The 16,548-nt window shown below is 54.0% G+C and carries 8 protein-coding genes; 4 read left to right on the top strand and 4 right to left on the bottom strand.

The window, feature by feature from the left end; genetic code table 11:
- Nucleotides 1-97: 97 nt before the first annotated feature.
- Nucleotides 98-1,402: an SGNH/GDSL hydrolase family protein gene (locus tag ACFSR7_RS04295; RefSeq protein WP_378159301.1), complete on the bottom strand. Its 1,305-nt coding sequence runs from the start codon at nt 1,400-1,402 to the stop codon at nt 98-100.
- Nucleotides 1,403-1,757: 355 nt separating this feature from the next.
- Between ACFSR7_RS04295 and gltB the strand changes: the two genes are divergently transcribed.
- The gene (gltB, locus tag ACFSR7_RS04290) at nt 1,758-6,353 is read left to right on the top strand and encodes a glutamate synthase large subunit (RefSeq protein ID WP_378159300.1); all 4,596 of its coding nucleotides are present in this window, start codon (nt 1,758-1,760) and stop codon (nt 6,351-6,353) included.
- A gap of 698 nt (nt 6,354-7,051) precedes the next feature.
- Here gltB and ACFSR7_RS04285 read toward each other — a convergent pair.
- The 3 genes from ACFSR7_RS04285 to ACFSR7_RS04275 all read right to left on the bottom strand — a co-directional run bounded on the left by ACFSR7_RS04285 (nt 7,052) and on the right by ACFSR7_RS04275 (nt 13,272).
- A complete protein-coding gene (locus ACFSR7_RS04285; RefSeq protein ID WP_090110849.1) occupies nt 7,052-7,423 on the bottom strand; it encodes a helix-turn-helix domain-containing protein in 372 nt (123 codons plus the stop codon).
- A gap of 201 nt (nt 7,424-7,624) precedes the next feature.
- Nucleotides 7,625-10,270 carry a fibronectin type III domain-containing protein gene (locus ACFSR7_RS04280; protein ID WP_378159299.1) on the bottom strand — a complete coding sequence of 882 codons (2,646 nt, stop codon included), beginning with the start codon at nt 10,268-10,270 and terminating at the stop codon, nt 7,625-7,627.
- A 113-nt stretch (nt 10,271-10,383) separates the two neighbouring features.
- On the bottom strand, nt 10,384-13,272 hold the full coding sequence (locus ACFSR7_RS04275; protein WP_378159298.1) for a PA14 domain-containing protein: 2,889 nt from the start codon (nt 13,270-13,272) through the stop codon (nt 10,384-10,386).
- 202 nt (nt 13,273-13,474) lie between these two features.
- Between ACFSR7_RS04275 and ACFSR7_RS04270 the strand changes: the two genes are divergently transcribed.
- The 3 genes from ACFSR7_RS04270 to ACFSR7_RS04260 all read left to right on the top strand — a co-directional run bounded on the left by ACFSR7_RS04270 (nt 13,475) and on the right by ACFSR7_RS04260 (nt 16,548).
- Nucleotides 13,475-15,457: an asparagine synthase-related protein gene (locus ACFSR7_RS04270; RefSeq protein ID WP_378159297.1), complete on the top strand. Its 1,983-nt coding sequence runs from the start codon at nt 13,475-13,477 to the stop codon at nt 15,455-15,457.
- Entirely contained in the window at nt 15,417-15,539 is a 123-nt protein-coding gene (locus ACFSR7_RS04265; protein ID WP_378159296.1) for a paeninodin family lasso peptide, read from the top strand. Before ACFSR7_RS04270 ends, ACFSR7_RS04265 begins: the two co-directional genes overlap by 41 nt.
- Before the next feature lie 76 nt (nt 15,540-15,615).
- Nucleotides 15,616-16,548, top strand: a complete 933-nt coding sequence (locus tag ACFSR7_RS04260) for a phosphoenolpyruvate carboxykinase (ATP) (RefSeq protein WP_378159295.1) — start codon at nt 15,616-15,618, stop codon at nt 16,546-16,548.

Raw genomic sequence — 16,548 nt, 5'->3', positions numbered from 1 at the left:
CGGCTTTTTTATTTTTTCGGTTTGTTGGATTAATTACGATGACTTTGAACGCATTAAAAACGTCCGCGAATGAATCACGGACGTTTAACGAAAGCTATCAGGAATTAATGAATGCCGTATGCAGCTTGGCTTGGTAGACGACCTGGTAGTCCAGGCCTTGCGTGATTGCCGCGAGCGGCACGTACGTTTTGCTTACTTTGCCGACCGTCTGCAAATAGGCAGGTACGTTCAGCGCCTGCTTCACACCGCCCACGACGATCGTCTTCGCGCCGATGGTGAGCTTCACTTCGCGCCCGTTTTGCTTAAACGTGGCGGTCTTGGTCTTGTTGTCCCACTGCAGCTCGGCGCCGGTCGCTGCGGCGATGTCGCTCAGGGCGAGGAAGGTCGTGTTGCTCTTCAGTTGAGGCTTGTTCTGCGTTGTGAGCAGCTTGCCTCTGATGTAGACGGTCGGTGCCGGATTCGCCGCCTTGTCCGAAGGGGCGACCTCGGTATATTCCGGCCAGACGGGCGCTGCGAATGCCCGTGCAATCGTTTCGTAGCCGGCCTGGGTCGGATGAATGTCCGTCACGCCGAAAATCGGGCTGAAGTGCGTGTACAGGACTTCTTTGCCCTGAAACGCAGCGCCGATATGTACGATGTCGACTGCGATGCCTTCGGCAGCGAGCGAAGTCTTGAGCTCGTCGAGTTTGGCGCTCAGCTTGGCGATCGAGGCATTCAACTCGGCATACAGCGTATCGCCGACGATCTTGGACACGGGCGAATACTGATCGGCGATTTCAATGCGCGCCTGGGGCGCCAGGCTGCGAAGCGTCCGAAGATTTGCTTGCAATTGCTCTGCATAATTATTCAGTTTTTCGTCGAACGTTTTCTCAAAGGAAGACGTGGCGTCGGTATCGGTCTTGCCGACGATGTCGCGGACGATAGCGGCAAAATCGTTGCCTCCGATCGTAAGCGTCACCAGATCGGCATCCGCCAGACTGTCCCGAAGCGCCGGAGCGCTGGCGGCTACCGCGTCCGCTTGCGCCTTGGCGGCGGGATCGTAGGCCGAGTAGTCCTGCAGCTCGTTCGCCGTCAGCTTCCGGCCTTCGACGGCGCCGGCGAGCAGTCGGGTCAGGCCGGCACTTTGCAAGCCGAGCGCGCCATAATTGGCAAGCTCCGCGCGTCCGTGAAGCAGCGCGTTGACATATAACCTGTCTGCATAACCGTAGATGTCCGTGGCGCGGGTCACGCCAGGCTCGTAGCCCAGCGAAATGGAGTCGCCGAGCGACACGATCTTAAACGCGACGTGCGCGGAGGCGGACGGCGAGGACTGCTCGCCGGCGGCATAAGCGGCGGCAGGCACTGCGCATACGGCGAGGGCGACGAGCAGGGCCGCGGAGCGGCGCCTTGCTTGGATCGACATTGAGTTCTCCTCTCGAAGGCGGGCTGCGGGATCAGCCAAACATTGATTATCGCCTTCATAAAAATATTAAATTGCCTTTGCTGACGCTGTAATGTTAAAATAGCATAACAATAAAAATGAATATTTATTAGTTTTGCACGAATTTTCGAAGCAAATCCCGAACGATTTCCCGTTACCTCGCCGTTTTCCTTCGATTATTCGGGCGTTTATGCGTTGCCAATAATATTGTAGCAGATCATATTATTCCGCGCCGCATCCCGCCTGCCGTTCGTCGAACTTTATTTGACCGGCCGGACGCCGTCGAACCGTTGGCTCTCGACACCCTATTTTTTCTATAGAAAGGTTGCGCTTCATCATGACACAATTCGTGAACGGATTGCCCCCGAAGCAGGGGTTGTACGATCCGCAATATGAGCGGGATGCTTGCGGAATGGGATTCGTCGCCCATATCAAAGGCCGGAAGTCGCATGAGATCGTCGAGCAGGCGCTAAGTCTTCTTATTAACATGGAGCATCGCGGCGGCCAAGGCGCCGAGCCGAATTCCGGGGACGGGGCTGGCATCCTGCTGCAGATCCCGCACGATTTCTTCGTGCGCGAGACCGCGTTTTCCCTGCCGGAGCCCGAGCAGTATGCGGTCGGCATGGTGTTCCTGACGCAGGACGATTCGCGCCGCGCCGAACACGAGGCGCTGCTCGAAGGCATCGCTGCGGAAGAAGGCTTGTCCGTAATCGGATGGCGTACGGTTCCGACCGACGACAGCACGCTGGGCATCTCCGCGAAGCGCGTCAAGCCGTTCGTGCGCCAGGTGTTCATCGGCCGTCCGGCGGCGCTCGCCGACGATCTGGCTTACGAGCGCAAGCTGTACGTGCTGCGCAAGCGCGCCGAGAAGGCAATCCGTTATTCCGGCATTCCGGACGGCGAGATTTTCTATGTGCCGAGCTTGTCTTCCAAGAAGATCATTTACAAAGGCATGCTCACCACCGAGCAAGTCGGGCATTTCTATACGGAGCTTCACGACCCCGCGCTCGTATCGGCGATCGCACTCGTCCACTCCCGTTTCTCGACCAACACGTTCCCGAGCTGGGAGCGCGCGCATCCGTTCCACTATCTGATTCACAACGGGGAGATCAATACGCTCCGCGGCAACGAGAACTGGATGCATGCCCGCCAGACGCTGTTCGAATCCGAACTGTTCGGGGACGATCTGGAGAAGGTCAAGCCGGTTATCAACCATGACGGCTCCGACACGGGCAAGTTCGACAACACGTTCGAGTTCATGTACCTTGCAGGCCGTCCGCTCGCGCACTGCGCGATGATGATGGTTCCTGAGCCTTGGCAGAACGACGAGCAAATGGACGACGACAAGCGCGCCTTTTACGAATACCACAGCACCTTGATGGAGCCGTGGGACGGTCCGGCCGCGATGGGCTTCACCGACGGCGTTCAGATCGGGGCCGTCCTCGACCGCAACGGCCTGCGCCCTGCGCGCTACTGCGTAACCAAGGACGACATCATCATCATGGCTTCCGAAGCCGGCGTCATCGAGATTCCGCAGGAAGAGATCGTGCTCAAGGACCGTCTGCGTCCGGGCCGCATGCTGATGGTCGATACCAAAGAAGGCCGGATCATCGCCGACGAGGAGCTCAAGAAGGCGATCGTATCCGAGCATCCTTACCGCGAATGGCTCAGCGAGCACCTCGTCGACCTTGAGGAACTGCCCGAGGCGCTCGAATTGCCCGAGCTCGACCACGCTACGGTACAGCAGCGCCAGCAGGCGTTCGGTTACTCGTTCGAGGACGTGCGCAAGATTATCGAGCCGATGGCGACCGCAGGCGTCGAGCCGCTCGCATCGATGGGCTACGACGCGCCGCTCGCGGTGTTGTCCGATCGTCCGCAGCGTCTTTTCAACTACTTCAAGCAGCTGTTCGCGCAGGTGACGAACCCGCCGATCGACGCGATTCGCGAAGAGATCGTCACGTCCACCTACACGACGGTCGGACCGGAGCGCAATCTGCTCAATCCTGAACCGGAGAGCTGCCGCCATATTCGTCTCGTCTCGCCGATTCTGTCCAACGAGGACTTCGCCAAGCTGCGCCATGTCCATCGTCCGGGCTTCAAGTCGATCACGCTGCCGATCTACTTCCCGGCAGGCGAAGGCGAAGCGGGCCTGAAGCAGGCGCTCGAAGAGCTGTGCGCGGCGGTCGATCGCGTCATGAAGCACGGCCACAACATTTTGATCTTGTCGGACCGCGGCATCGATGCGGACAATGCGGCCATTCCTTCGCTGCTCGCCGTATCGACGGTTCATCACCATCTGATCCGTCAAGGCACGCGGACGAAGGTCAGCATCCTGCTCGAATCCGGCGAGCCGCGCGAGGTGCATCACTTTGCGCTGCTGATCGGCTACGGCGTCAGCGCGGTCAATCCGTACCTGGCGTTCGAGACGCTCGACGATCTGATCCGCCAGGGCATGATGCGCAATATCTCGCACGAGAAGGCCGTTAAGAACTATCTGAAGGCCGCAAATAAGGGCGTTGTGAAGGTGTTGTCCAAAATGGGCATCTCCACGATCCAATCGTACCGCGGCGCGCAGATCTTCGAAGCGATCGGCCTGCGCGGCGATCTGATCGACAGCCACTTCACCTGGACGCCGTCCCGAATCGGCGGCGTCGGTCTCGAGACGATCGCAAGCGACACGCTGAAGGCGCATGCCCGCGCTTATGCAACGCAAGAAGGCGCGGAGCGCGAGCTGGATTCCGGCGGCGATTATCAGTGGCGCAAGGACGGCGAGGATCACCTCTTCAATCCGAAGACGATCCACACGCTCCAGATGGCGACGCGGTCCAACGACTATAAGCTGTACAAAAAGTTCGCCTCGCTCGTCCAGGGCGAATACGAGGAGATCCGTACGCTGCGCTCGCTGCTCGACTTCAAGCTCGACCAGCCGCCGGTGCCGATCGAGGAGGTCGAACCGGCCGAGTCGATCTTCAAGCGGTTCAAGTCCGGCGCAATGTCGTTCGGCTCGATCTCGAAGGAAGCGCATGAGTCGCTCGCGATCGCGATGAACCGCATCGGCGGCAAGTCCAACTCGGGCGAGGGCGGCGAAGATCCGGCGCGCTTCATCCCGGACGCCAACGGCGATTCCCGCCGCAGCGCGATCAAGCAGGTCGCTTCCGGACGCTTCGGCGTCACGAGCTACTACCTGTCCAACGCCGACGAGATCCAGATCAAGATGGCGCAAGGCGCGAAGCCGGGCGAAGGCGGACAGCTGATGGGCCGCAAGGTCTATCCTTGGGTCGCCGAAGTGCGCGGCACGACGCCGGGCGTCGGCCTGATCTCGCCGCCGCCGCATCACGATATCTATTCGATCGAGGATCTGGCAGAGCTCATCCATGATCTGAAGAACGCCAATCCGAAGGCGCGGATCAACGTCAAGCTCGTCTCCGAGGTCGGCGTAGGCACGATCGCGGCAGGCGTAGCCAAGGGGCGCGCGGACGTCATCCTCGTCAGCGGCTACGATGGCGGCACCGGCGCATCGCCGATCGGCTCGATCCGCCATGCGGGTCTGCCATGGGAGCTCGGCCTCGCCGAGACCCATCAGACGCTGATCTTGAACAATCTGCGCGACCGCGTCGTCGTGGAGACGGACGGCAAGATGATGACCGGCCGCGACATCGCGATCGCCGCGCTGCTCGGCGCCGAAGAGTACGGCTTCTCGACCGCGCCGCTCGTCGTACTGGGCTGCATCATGATGCGCGTGTGCCAGCTCGACACCTGTCCGGTCGGCGTCGCGACGCAGAACCCCGAGCTTCGCAAGAAGTTCATGGGCGATCCGGAGTACGTCGTCAACTACATGCGCTTCCTCGCCGAAGATCTTCGCGAGATCATGGCGCAGATGGGCTTCCGCACGATCGAAGAGATGGTCGGACGTACGGACCGCCTCGATACGAAGAAGGCGATCTCGCACTTCAAGGCAAACGGCGTGGATCTGACCGATCTGCTGTACATGCCGGAGCTGCCGGAAGGCTCGTTCCGCTACAACCGCAAGTCGCAGAACCATGGTCTCGAGGAGTCGCTCGACATGCAGCACCTGCTGCAAGCGGCGCTTCCGGCGATTGAGAGCGGCGAGCGCGTGCGCGGCACGTTCCCGATCAAGAACACGAACCGTGTCGTAGGCACGATTGTCGGCCACGAAGTGACGAGCCGTCACGGCAAAGCCGGATTGCCCGAAGACACGATTGCGTTCCACTTCGTCGGCACGGCCGGACAGAGCTTCGGCGCGTTCATTCCGAAGGGCATGACGCTGACGCTCGAGGGTGACGCCAACGACTACATCGGCAAGGGCCTGTCGGGCGGCAAGCTCGCCGTGTTCCCTTCGCAGTCCGCGACCTTTAAGGCCGAGGACAACATCATCGCCGGCAACACGGCGCTGTACGGTGCGACCGGCGGCGAAGCGTATATCCGCGGCGTCGCGGGCGAGCGGTTCGCAGTCCGCAACAGCGGCGCGAACGTCGTCGTCGAAGGCGTGGGCGACCACGGCTGCGAATACATGACCGGCGGGCGCGTGGTTATCCTGGGACGTACGGGGCGCAACTTCGCGGCCGGCATGTCCGGGGGCATCGCATACGTTGTCGATTGGAACGGAGACTTCGTCAAGCGCTGCAACTTCGAGATGGTCAGCCTGGAGTCTCTCGAGGAAGAGCACGAGATCGCCGAAGTGCGCCGCCTCATCGAAAATCATGTCCGCTATACCGACAGCGAGCTTGGCGAGCGCGTCCTGAGCGATTGGGAAGCCATCCTGCCGAAGATCGTCAAGGTTATTCCGAAGGACTACAAGCGGATGATGGAGCAGATTGAAAAGGTGCAGGCGCAAGGTCTTAGCGGCGAGCAAGCGCTCCTGGCCGCCTTCGAAGCCAATATGCGCGATCTGTCGCGCGTCGGCGGCAATTGACGATTTTCGCGGTATGACGACAATCGTTACAATTGTTCGACTGCGGAAAAAGAGGGAAGAACGGGAATAAAACAGACTTTTAAGGCATTAAAATACGGAATGAAGCGAGGTGATTCCCGCTCCATTCCGTATTTTTTTTATACCGGAAATGCAGTCATATCCATTGCGGGAATGTGCATTTCAAATCCCGCACGAGAAGTCGGTCTGATCCTTGAATCCCGCGTGATAAGCGGGTTTTGCGGACTTTCCGTTCTTATGTTAGAGAAGCTCTCCTGGCGCATAGAACGGATCTGTCGTTTGTCCGAATGCATGACTCTGGTAGGATCAGGCAGCGTTTTTCATCCCTCGACTCGACAAGTCGATAAAAAAAATTTGGCGACATACATCACTCGACACCCTCCGCATTCCTTGTCCCTTATAATAAGGATTAGTTGAATTAGGTTTCATTTTCCAGAGAGGGGATTTAGGTGCGGAGATGGAGAGGGAGAGGGATCCAGGCTTAGAATCGTCCGGGAATAGCCCCGTCGAGATTAGCATTCATACCATTCTTACCCAGCTTGGCATCGACGTCAGCAAATGGGAAGCGTTTGAAGAGGAAGAAAAGAGGAAAGAACAACAGAATATCGTGTATTAAAAGAAAATACCCCGACCGCCCCAAGCGGCATCGGGGTATCTTGCATATGGTGCACAGCATGCGTTCAGCCCAACGACCTCTCGGCTCTGATAAAAGCGATAAAGCGCTTGGCTTCTTCCTTGGACAGCCGCCGGCCGTCGATCGTTAAGGCAAAGCTCTCCAGCAGCTGGTCTGCATCGGAAAGCTCTAATTGATCGGTGAACTGGCGCACCTCAGCATCCAACGTCATCTGGGGCTGGTGTGTTCTTCCCACAAGATAGTCGATCGATACTTGGAATAGATCGGCCAACTTGGTCAGCATTTCCGTATCAGGTTCTCGCCTGTTTTTCTCGTAATGCGAGAGGGCGGCCCGGGTAATGCCAAGGGAAGAGGACAATTCTTCTTGTGTCCAGCCGGATTGATCACGAAGATAGGCGATGCGGCTGCCAATATTCATACGAATTCCCTCCTTTTATCCCGTCACTTAATGATAAACGTTTACCGATACATTTGCATTAGTTGATACGAAACGTCACATAAAGATAAGTTAAGCGCTTTTATTATCAGTATACGTATTGTATCTGATTGATATACGTGCGCCCAAGGAAGGGCCCTTACGCCGATTGCGGGTAAGGGCCCTGCTTCATCGTTTGGCCGTTCAAGTCACCGGCGAAATAGTTATCTGACCTTGATCGTTAATCGTAAGCCGAAAGCGCTTGCCTCCGGGTGATGTCAATATGACGCCGTCGCCAGGCCGTACAAGCTCGACATCGTCGTCGGCGGCGATATGATAGCGCGGCGAAAAGGCGGCTAACGGCCCTTCGGAGAGCATCAGGCCGGCGAAATAGGTCGGGCGGTCGCGGGGGAGCTCAATGGAAACCTGTTGAAACGCAACGCTACCATCCATTGGCGTTCCGTCAACGCCGGTTATTTTTGACCAGACCCCCTTGGGGTATACGGTTTGATTGTAGTAGTACCGATTATCGTTAGAAGACTTGCCAGTCCCGTTAAGCTTGACGTTCATTCCGTTCTGCGAAGCCGTGTATGCCCACAAGCTCATCGATAAAGGATTTGAAGCGGGCGTATATGGCGCGGAGGCAAGCTTAAGCTGAATCTGGCTCAATGTTGCATTAGATGCGGGCGTAAAAAGAAGAGTAACTGGCGTAGCTCCCAATTCAGCTCTCATCAAGCGCGGCAAGGACAGATCCGTACTAGAGGCAACCGTCAGCGTCCCTCCCACAATTTTATAGGACGCGGGTGCCTCGGGATTAAGCAATAAATTTCCACGCGTGACAGCGTTGTAGACCTGCTTAGTGCGATCCTGCAAAAGCGAAAAGGAACTGACGGATACTTCGGAATAAGATTCCTTGGCTACGATCGTAACGCGATCTAAATATAATCCTTCCAGATTCGATGTCGTCGACAGCTTCTCAATTCGAGCAGAGCCGATCGCGCCAGGCGCGCTGGACACTGTAAGATTGCCTGTCACAGAACCTCTGGGAATGTCGCTATCTCTCAGCGTTCCGAACCAAGCTGCGTATTGCTGACGCTGATTCGCGGGCATTAGGCTGTCCGGTAGCGCATACTGCCATCCTTGTCTTGGAGTCGAGTATTTATAATCGCTCCAGCTATGTCCGAACCCGCAGGTCACGCGGATACGAGAATCGGACTTGGGCAGCAGCTTAATCGTCGCTTCCCCGATTTGCTCTTGACTAACCCAATCCAAAGTCGCCATGAGTCCTAAAACGGATACGCTGGAGGCATATACATCGGGATCGTCAATAGCCTGGTAAATCGAGTATGGGGAAAAACCCATATGAACGCGGTTCAAGTAACCGCTGAATCCCCCGTAGTGATTGGATATTAATCTGACGCCGAATAGCAAGCCGCAAAACACACCGGTAATATCAGAGCTCTCGAAATAATAGTCTTCGGTATTTACACGGCAATAGACGCCGATAAGTCCGTTTAGCTTGGATTCAAATACATAAATATGACCGGCCGTACTGTCTAACAGCAGGCCGACTTTGATCGTGGCCGTACGAACGTCGCGAAATGTCGGTTTGGCAGCGCCCGATACCCGAAAGCCGGAGCAGCCGACAACGAACATGTCATAATACTGCATGGAAAATAGCTTCGGATCCGCCCACACCGCGTTGTCCAGGTAATAAGATTCTTTGCCGCTTCCGATTTGAAGTCCATTGACAACCGTATCGGCATTGATGTCGATACATGGTTTGAGGTCGTAAATAAACTCGGGGACAAACATAAGCAATGGTCTGCCATTCCCGGTCAGCGCTGCCACATCGCATTGAATCGTATCGTAAATACGGTAGGAACCTGGCGGGAAAGTTACTTTTCCGCCGGATCCGGCCATCTTGATTGCCTGACGAATGGGCAGCGTATCATCATGGCTAACCGGCTGGTTCAACGTGTAGGCGGAATTGGATTCTAAGGTAAGCACATTGCTGCCGGCTCCGTTCAATATGCGAGTGATCCAGATACCTGGTGACGGCAATGATTTAGGGAGCGCCGGTTCCGTGGAACGGAGAGCGGCTCCGTTGTCCCTCCAAGAAGTTTCCTGCACCCTGGCGATTCTGACAGATGAACCGACAGTACGGCCATAAATGTAATAGCCGGCGGCGCCTGCAACCGCATTCCAAGAGACGACAACGGCGTTATCCGGTGCAATAAGATCGGGTCCTCGTTGTACGGTTACGGAGGAAGCAGGTGATAAGCCGCCGTATACGTCGACGGCGAGCACTGTATAAGTGTACGATGAGGAGCCGCCAGTGCTTGTGAGTACAGTCTTCAGGCCTGCGGGAGCACTCAATAGGCAGGGCGTGCCGCTGGGAATTGAAACGAACTGGCCGTTGCGAAAATCGAGCGGACTCGACAGCATCAGTTTGTTGGAGCCTTTGGAGATTTTCCCGTTAACGCTATTCCGGCTGCCTGACGCTCCAAACCATTGCGGTAAAACAACAGGAGCTGCCATAGGCCCTTTGTAGCTTCCGGAACCTCCGAATACGGCCGACATGCCGGCTTCGATGCTGCCGAGGACGGTGACGGTCACGCCTGCGTCGGGAGCCAGCATCGCGCCGTCAGCAAATCGATAAGTCAGCGAAGCTGGCAATACAATGTCGGAAGAAATCCGATAGACACCAGGTCCGAGGGTGACCGTGTTGCCTCCTCCGGTATCGCTTGAGACAATTGCGGTTTGGACGGCTTGACTTAAGGCCTCCGAATCGTCTTTCGTGCCGTTACCCGATGCGCCAAAGCTTTGAGCAGACAGACTATCCGCCACGAAGTCTCACCTCACTATAGAAGTCGCCGTCTTGTCCGAGACGGGTGTCTTCTATTATATGACTCGGAGAATCGGAGGTGAGGGCTTGTATCCTGCTGTCCGTATAAACGGCGTTATTTCGGGACAGCGCTGCTTTTAGGCCACCAAACGCCGGCGACGTCATAATCCCATAATGGATAGCGGGTTGTCAACGCGCTGCCGCTAGCCGAAAATTGTAAGCGAACGCCGTCTCCTGATTTAAATCCGGGAAGCGGTACGGTTAGCGGCTCTCCGGGTAAGGCATTTAGTTCGATGCGATTCGTTCCGTCAGGACCCGGAGGGACTGGCGTTTTCGCCTGGTGATCGCTCGCCCAATAAAGAAACATCGTCGGCAGACCGCTGCCGTTGTTTTTTAGCGTTAATTCCAATTGATAAGTTTGCCCCGTTACAAGCGATACTGCAGCTTGCTTCTGAGGTTTTTGACATCCATCGATCAGGAGCTGCTCGTCTAGCTTTAATTGTACATTGCAATGTTTGGTGTCCAAAATGAACGTATAAGCTTCCGAATAAGCGGGGGAGATTGTTCCCTCCCATTTCCAAGTTCCCTTTGTCAGGGGAGGCAAGCGCTCCGGCGTCAACAATGGCGCTTTATAGGACTGCAAAGGGACGATGTCCGTATCCGACGCGTATCGCGCGCCGGAAAAAGTTCCTCCGGTACGAGCCGGGTAAGGCCCCCAAGTGATTGTGGCGGTACCTACTACATTCGTTTGAAACTGAAATGCGGCTTCCGAGGCGCTTTTGATCAATTTCGTATTTGTAATCAAAGGCCCGGAGATTTCGTTCTTCTCCTCTATGACGAGAAAACGCGGGTAATCGACGGTCTCCAATTCGACAGTAATGGTATTTGAACTGCTATCCAATACAGCTGCTTTTATCTTGGATCGGGTGATCGGGTCGTAGCTGTACACCTCCGCTCCATCTCCGAGTATATTGGAGAGTGTAACGTAAAATGTTTCTGGCTTCATATCATACCTTCTGGCATCCAGCGGATCGTAGGCGGTCTGCCAAGCATGGGTCAAATCCCGCGTGATGACGTAATAGGCAATCGCGAATTTATTTTCATTTAGTTGATAAGGCAATATGGCCAGATCGTCTCGATTAAATTGATCGGGATGCGCTGCCGTGCCGTCGCCTTTTAGCACCAACCGAGGTTCGGGTTCCGCCACTTTTTCGACGCGCAATGGCCTGGCAACCTCGATCGGCGAACCGCCTTTCATTAAGCCCGCTACCGCCTCTAATGCCTTCATCTGCGGGCCGGCGGCGGCCCGCACTTGATCGTTCAATACATAACGGTTCTTTGCAAGAGCGGTATAGAAAGCGTCTGCGATAACGCTGTAATGAAGATCGTCGCTCTTGGCGGAAAAAAGATTTAATGTATGCAAGCCTTTGTGACTGGAGAATGTCATCAGCCTGATTGAAGCTTTTGCCCCGACCTGCTGCATCAGCGTTCTTAACCTGGCGTCGTTTGCTTTGATGTTTTTTTTAGACATCAGCTCTTCAGCGAACTTTCCTCGCCACCAATTGCTCTCGGTCATCCAAACTTGCGCTGCTTGACCGTCTCCGTTATTGGTATATCGGCCGTGCAAGGACCAAGGACCCGGTATAGGCTGGAGATCTCTCACGACAAACTCCGTCTGGTAGGCGTAGTACCAGTACTCGGGAAAAGCAGCTACATGCTTCGGAAAATAAGCTTTACTCCCTGCAACGATGCTCCCGTCGGCTGATTGGTAATTTCTCGCTGAGGTCGTGTCATTTAACTGCACAGTAGAAGCAGTGCCATTATAACCAGTGTAGTAATGACGGCTGAATCCACTTTGTCCCGTATAAATCTCCGTTCCGTTTTCCCAGGGATGCTGATTCGAAAATCCGTCAATGACATTTACGCCGGGCAATCCGTTTGCGGGATTTCGCACAAAACTAAGCGTTAATGGCAGTAAAGCTTGAATGCCCTGCTTTTTTTGGCCGTCGATCATAACGGAAGGATAGGTCTGAAACGCTTGTTTTTTCTCATAATAATTGTTGATATCAAGAAATTGGCTTCCGAATGTAACTTCGTTCCATACCTCCAGATCGAAGCCGGCATCTGCTGAACCGTTTGTTCCGAGCATTTTTTTGACCTGCATGGTTACGGTTTTCACATACCGCGTCCATCCGTCCATCGTCGCTTGCCCTGCAGGATTAGCTTTTCCTCCGGAATAGACAGTGCCAGAAAAGGGTCTGTATTTAAGTCTGGTCAGACGAAGAGAGCCTGCTTTCAATTCCTTGGTCAAGGGTGCTGACAGCGTGAGCCGTCCTGACTTCGCATCTACCGACGTAATAATCGGATACATCGTCTGGTAAGCTTGTCCGCTTAGGCCGGTATAGCCCACTACAATGCCCGCGGTGGATTTTACGTAGATCTCTCTGCTGCCTGCTTTGGCGTTCTTTGTTAAATGGACGTCAACGAACTTATTAGGAACAGGAATGCCTGAATTTGCATTCAGCAAAATGAGCGGGCGTATTCCGTATTTATGGAGGGCGTGAAGGGTAGCTCTGATTCGGGATTCCTCAAGGGCAGTAAATTTAGATTCGTCATTGAAGTCTATATTGCTCCAATTGATCTCGATACGCGCCGATCGAATTCCGGTCTCGGATAGTAACTGAGCGGTTGCATCCGCTTCTTTTTCATTTACGTTAAAAACAATTCCGGCGGTTTCTAAATATTTATCAGATCCCCAGGTATCCATATAAGAACGCCATGGTGCCAGATCAAAGGAGGCGAGACCGAATGGCAGCTCTTGCTGCCGCCAATCTTCATAGGGACGGTCAAGGCGGCTTGCTTCATTAGAGGGAACGGCTTGGAGGAATGAATAACTTAAGGCTTGTTTCCCTTCTTTAAAGCTGAGCAACAACAAGATCGCTATCGGAAATAAAAGCCAACGTGTCATCCGCAGCCACTTTGCCTGGCTGGATGGTGAATTCATATCTTACCTTGCCTCCTCCACCATAAAGGTGAATATAATAAGCTTTTTTCATTATACGAATTGTATCAAACCAAGGTAGATTATGCCAACTTTTAAGAGTTACTCGTACAAAATAATCGTTGACATTTCGCTTTTTGTAGGATAAATTAAGAGCAATAAAGATACAATCTGTATCAAAGAAGTGGATGGATGGAGGCTGAACATGAGCGCGATCTTAGGATGCTGCAGGCTAAACGGTTATCGTCCCATCGAGAATATTGGCGGAACGTTAATGAATGCCTTGGCTCTCTATCCATCCGATAATCGAGGCTTCTGGTATATGGACGGTATCTACTTGGGGTGTCATGCTCAGTGGATAACGCCAGAATCGATCGGTGAAAAAATGCCGCTATTTGATGAAGAAAGAAAGTTAGCAATCACAGCGGATGCGATCTTGGACAATCGCGAGGAGCTATTCGATCTTCTGCACCTTGCTTCTCCGCTTCGAAGAATCGTAACAGACAGTGAGTTAATATTGCTGGCGTACGACAAGTGGGGCGAGGAATCTCCAAAGTACCTGGTTGGCGACTTCGCTTACATGGTCTGGGATGAGCGCAACAAACGGCTGTTCGGCGCCAGGGATTATTCAGGCACTCGCACTTTATATTACACCCAAAGCTTAGATATGTTCGCCTTCTGTACGCTCATCCAACCTCTGCTGACGAGTGAAGATCAGCATGCTATTTCGCTGGACGAACAATGGGTGGCGGAGTACCTGGCCAATCCGGGGCGGATCGAAACGATGGATGTGGGATCTACTGTATATCGGAAAGTTCGTCAGCTTCCTCCGCACCATTGCATCACAGTAGAAAATGGGAAGATTCGAATTCGCAGATATGCGGAGGTCGAAGCCCAATCTCTCAACCACCTTCGACATGATCGAGATTATGTCGAGGCATTCTCAGATATTTTACAAAAGTCAGTCGTATCGAGACTGCGTACGTTCAAACAGGTTGGATCCTATTTAAGCGGCGGTCTCGATTCGGGTACGGTGGTCGGATTCGCGGCGCGAGCGCTGGCGGTTGAGCATAAACCGCTGCATACCTTCAGTTATATCCCTGCGGACGGATTTGAAGATTGGACGCCGGCCAATCGTCTTGCTGACGAACGTCCCTACATAAAATCTACCGTACAGGCAGTTGGAAACATTAAGGATCGATACTTAAGCTTCCCTGGGCTAAGTCCTTATAGTGAACTGGACAAGTGGCTGGATATTATGGAAATGCCGTTTAAATTCATCGAAAACGCATTTTGGCTATCGGGCATTTACGAGCACGCGGAAAAAGAGAACATCGGCGTATTGTTAAACGGAGGACGCGGCAACTATACGATTTCTTGGGGGCCGGCATTAGATTATTATGCGCTGCTTCTCAAACGGATGAGATTCGTTAAGCTCTACAGTGAACTTAAGCAATACGGAAGCAATCGCGGAATCGGCAGACGCAGACTGCTCGAGCTCGTCAGACAACGCGCATTCCCATCGGCTGCCCCCCCTTCTGTTAACGACATGCTAACGGATCAGTTGATTCATCCGGATTTTGCCGCCAGGACCCGCATTTACGATCGAATGGCAGAGACAGGCGTCTATGTGCCGGGCATACCGGCAATGACCATGATCGATGCCAGGAGACGGCAATTCGAAGAGGTTGGAAATTGGACCAACAGTGGAGTTAGCGGTACGAAGCTCTCAATAAGGCATGGCCTTTGGTATCGCGATCCGACTAATGATCTGAGACTGGCCAGATTCTGCTTGGGTCTGCCGATCGAGCAATTTGTCCGAAAGGGCATGGACCGTGCTATGGTGCGGCGGGCTACGGAAGGAATGCTTCCGGATCGTGTTCGATTAAATTATAAAGTACGCGGCGTCCAAGGCGCCGACGGCATCTATCGCATGATGCCGCATTGGCCGGAGTTCGTAGCTGAGCTGAGGCAATTGTGCAACGACTCCCGAATGCAAGGACTTGTTAACACGACTTTCTTAAACAAGGCACTGCTGAATAATCGAGAGCCGTCTCCTAAAACCGTATTCGACGGCGAGTTCGTCAAATTGATGCGCAGTGTCGTGCTGTACCGCTTTTTGAATCGCTTGAAAGGAGGTGATATCAATGAACAAAGAGTGGAGCGTACCTTCTCTGGAGGTGCTTGACGTGAAGCTGACGATGGCCGGCCCGGGCAGAACGATTCCGGACTCCTTCGATCCCGACGAGGAAACGCAGCACCACAGCTAATCCCCTGAGCGTCCCTTATAAATTCCCTTATAAGGGACCTCTCTCTTATTATCCTCAGCGTGGAGTGAGATGAATAATGGCATCGACCTTGCAGCAAGTTAAACGCCGCGCGTTCGGTCTTACGATTTCGAGCGAACTGGCCCTTCCGGAACTCCCCGAAGCATCAACTGAAAATAATGATACGGATGTCACGATCCGGATAGAAGATTTATCGGAAACATGGCAAACATTTGCCGAGCCTGGAAGAACGTCTAGCGTGACCGAAGACAGACTGTTATTTCGAATTGAAGGAACCGCGATTTATGAAGTGCGCTGTGGAAGAGAGATCATCGTGTCGCCGGAGGAAAAGGCGCAATCCGACAAAGTCCGATTGTACGTACTCGGAACCTGTATGGGAGCTCTCCTGCAACAAAGAAGAATCTTGCCGCTGCATGGCAGCGCCGTCCTTATTAACGGTAAAGTTTATGCTTTTATCGGCGATTCTGGCGCAGGAAAATCAACGATGGCTTCCTGCTTGGTTCAACGCGGTTATCCGCTCATATCGGACGATGTGATTGCGATCGCGGGGCCAAATGAAGCCGCACCGTATGTTATGCCTGCGTACCCGCAGCAGAAGTTGTGGCAGACGAGTCTGGATGGACTCGGTCTGCAAGATAGCTCCTTTAAGCCCATCATTGAGCGAGTCGAGAAATTCGCCGTGCCCGTCCCTGATGCTTTTAGCGGCAGTCCCGTGCCGATAGGAGGAATATTTGTTTTGTCGCGCTCCGAAAGCAAGGAGGTAGAGATCTCTGAGGTGCCGCGCTTTTTGGGAATGGCCATTTTGCAATATCACACTTTTCGTAGATCGTTAATCGACGGATTCGGTTTAAACGAATGGCATTTTCGAAGCGCAGTCGCGCTTGCTGGGCGAGTGCCCTTGAGAAAACTTGGTAGACCCTTGGAGAGCCTTGGGTTCACGGCCAACGAGATGGCGGATCGTGTTTTGAGCTTGATTTCAAAGGGGGGTTAA

The organism is Cohnella sp. GCM10020058 (assembly GCF_042683485.1).
In the GTDB taxonomy this organism is placed as follows: Bacteria; Bacillota; Bacilli; order Paenibacillales; family Paenibacillaceae; genus Cohnella.
The sequence above is the reverse complement of the archived record's forward strand: the minus strand, read 5'-3'. Positions and strand labels throughout refer to the sequence as shown.

What these genes read in the sequence shown, in the direction of transcription:
- ACFSR7_RS04295 (WP_378159301.1), bottom strand. Translation starts at nt 1,402, where the DNA reads ATGTCGATCCAAGCAAGGCGCCGCTCCGCGGCCCTGCTCGTCGCCCTC.
- gltB (WP_378159300.1), top strand. Translation starts at nt 1,758, where the DNA reads ATGACACAATTCGTGAACGGATTGCCCCCGAAGCAGGGGTTGTACGAT.
- ACFSR7_RS04285 (WP_090110849.1), bottom strand. Translation starts at nt 7,423, where the DNA reads ATGAATATTGGCAGCCGCATCGCCTATCTTCGTGATCAATCCGGCTGG.
- ACFSR7_RS04275 (WP_378159298.1), bottom strand. Translation starts at nt 13,272, where the DNA reads ATGAATTCACCATCCAGCCAGGCAAAGTGGCTGCGGATGACACGTTGG.
- ACFSR7_RS04270 (WP_378159297.1), top strand. Translation starts at nt 13,475, where the DNA reads ATGAGCGCGATCTTAGGATGCTGCAGGCTAAACGGTTATCGTCCCATC.
- ACFSR7_RS04265 (WP_378159296.1), top strand. Translation starts at nt 15,417, where the DNA reads ATGAACAAAGAGTGGAGCGTACCTTCTCTGGAGGTGCTTGACGTGAAG.
- ACFSR7_RS04260 (WP_378159295.1), top strand. Translation starts at nt 15,616, where the DNA reads ATGGCATCGACCTTGCAGCAAGTTAAACGCCGCGCGTTCGGTCTTACG.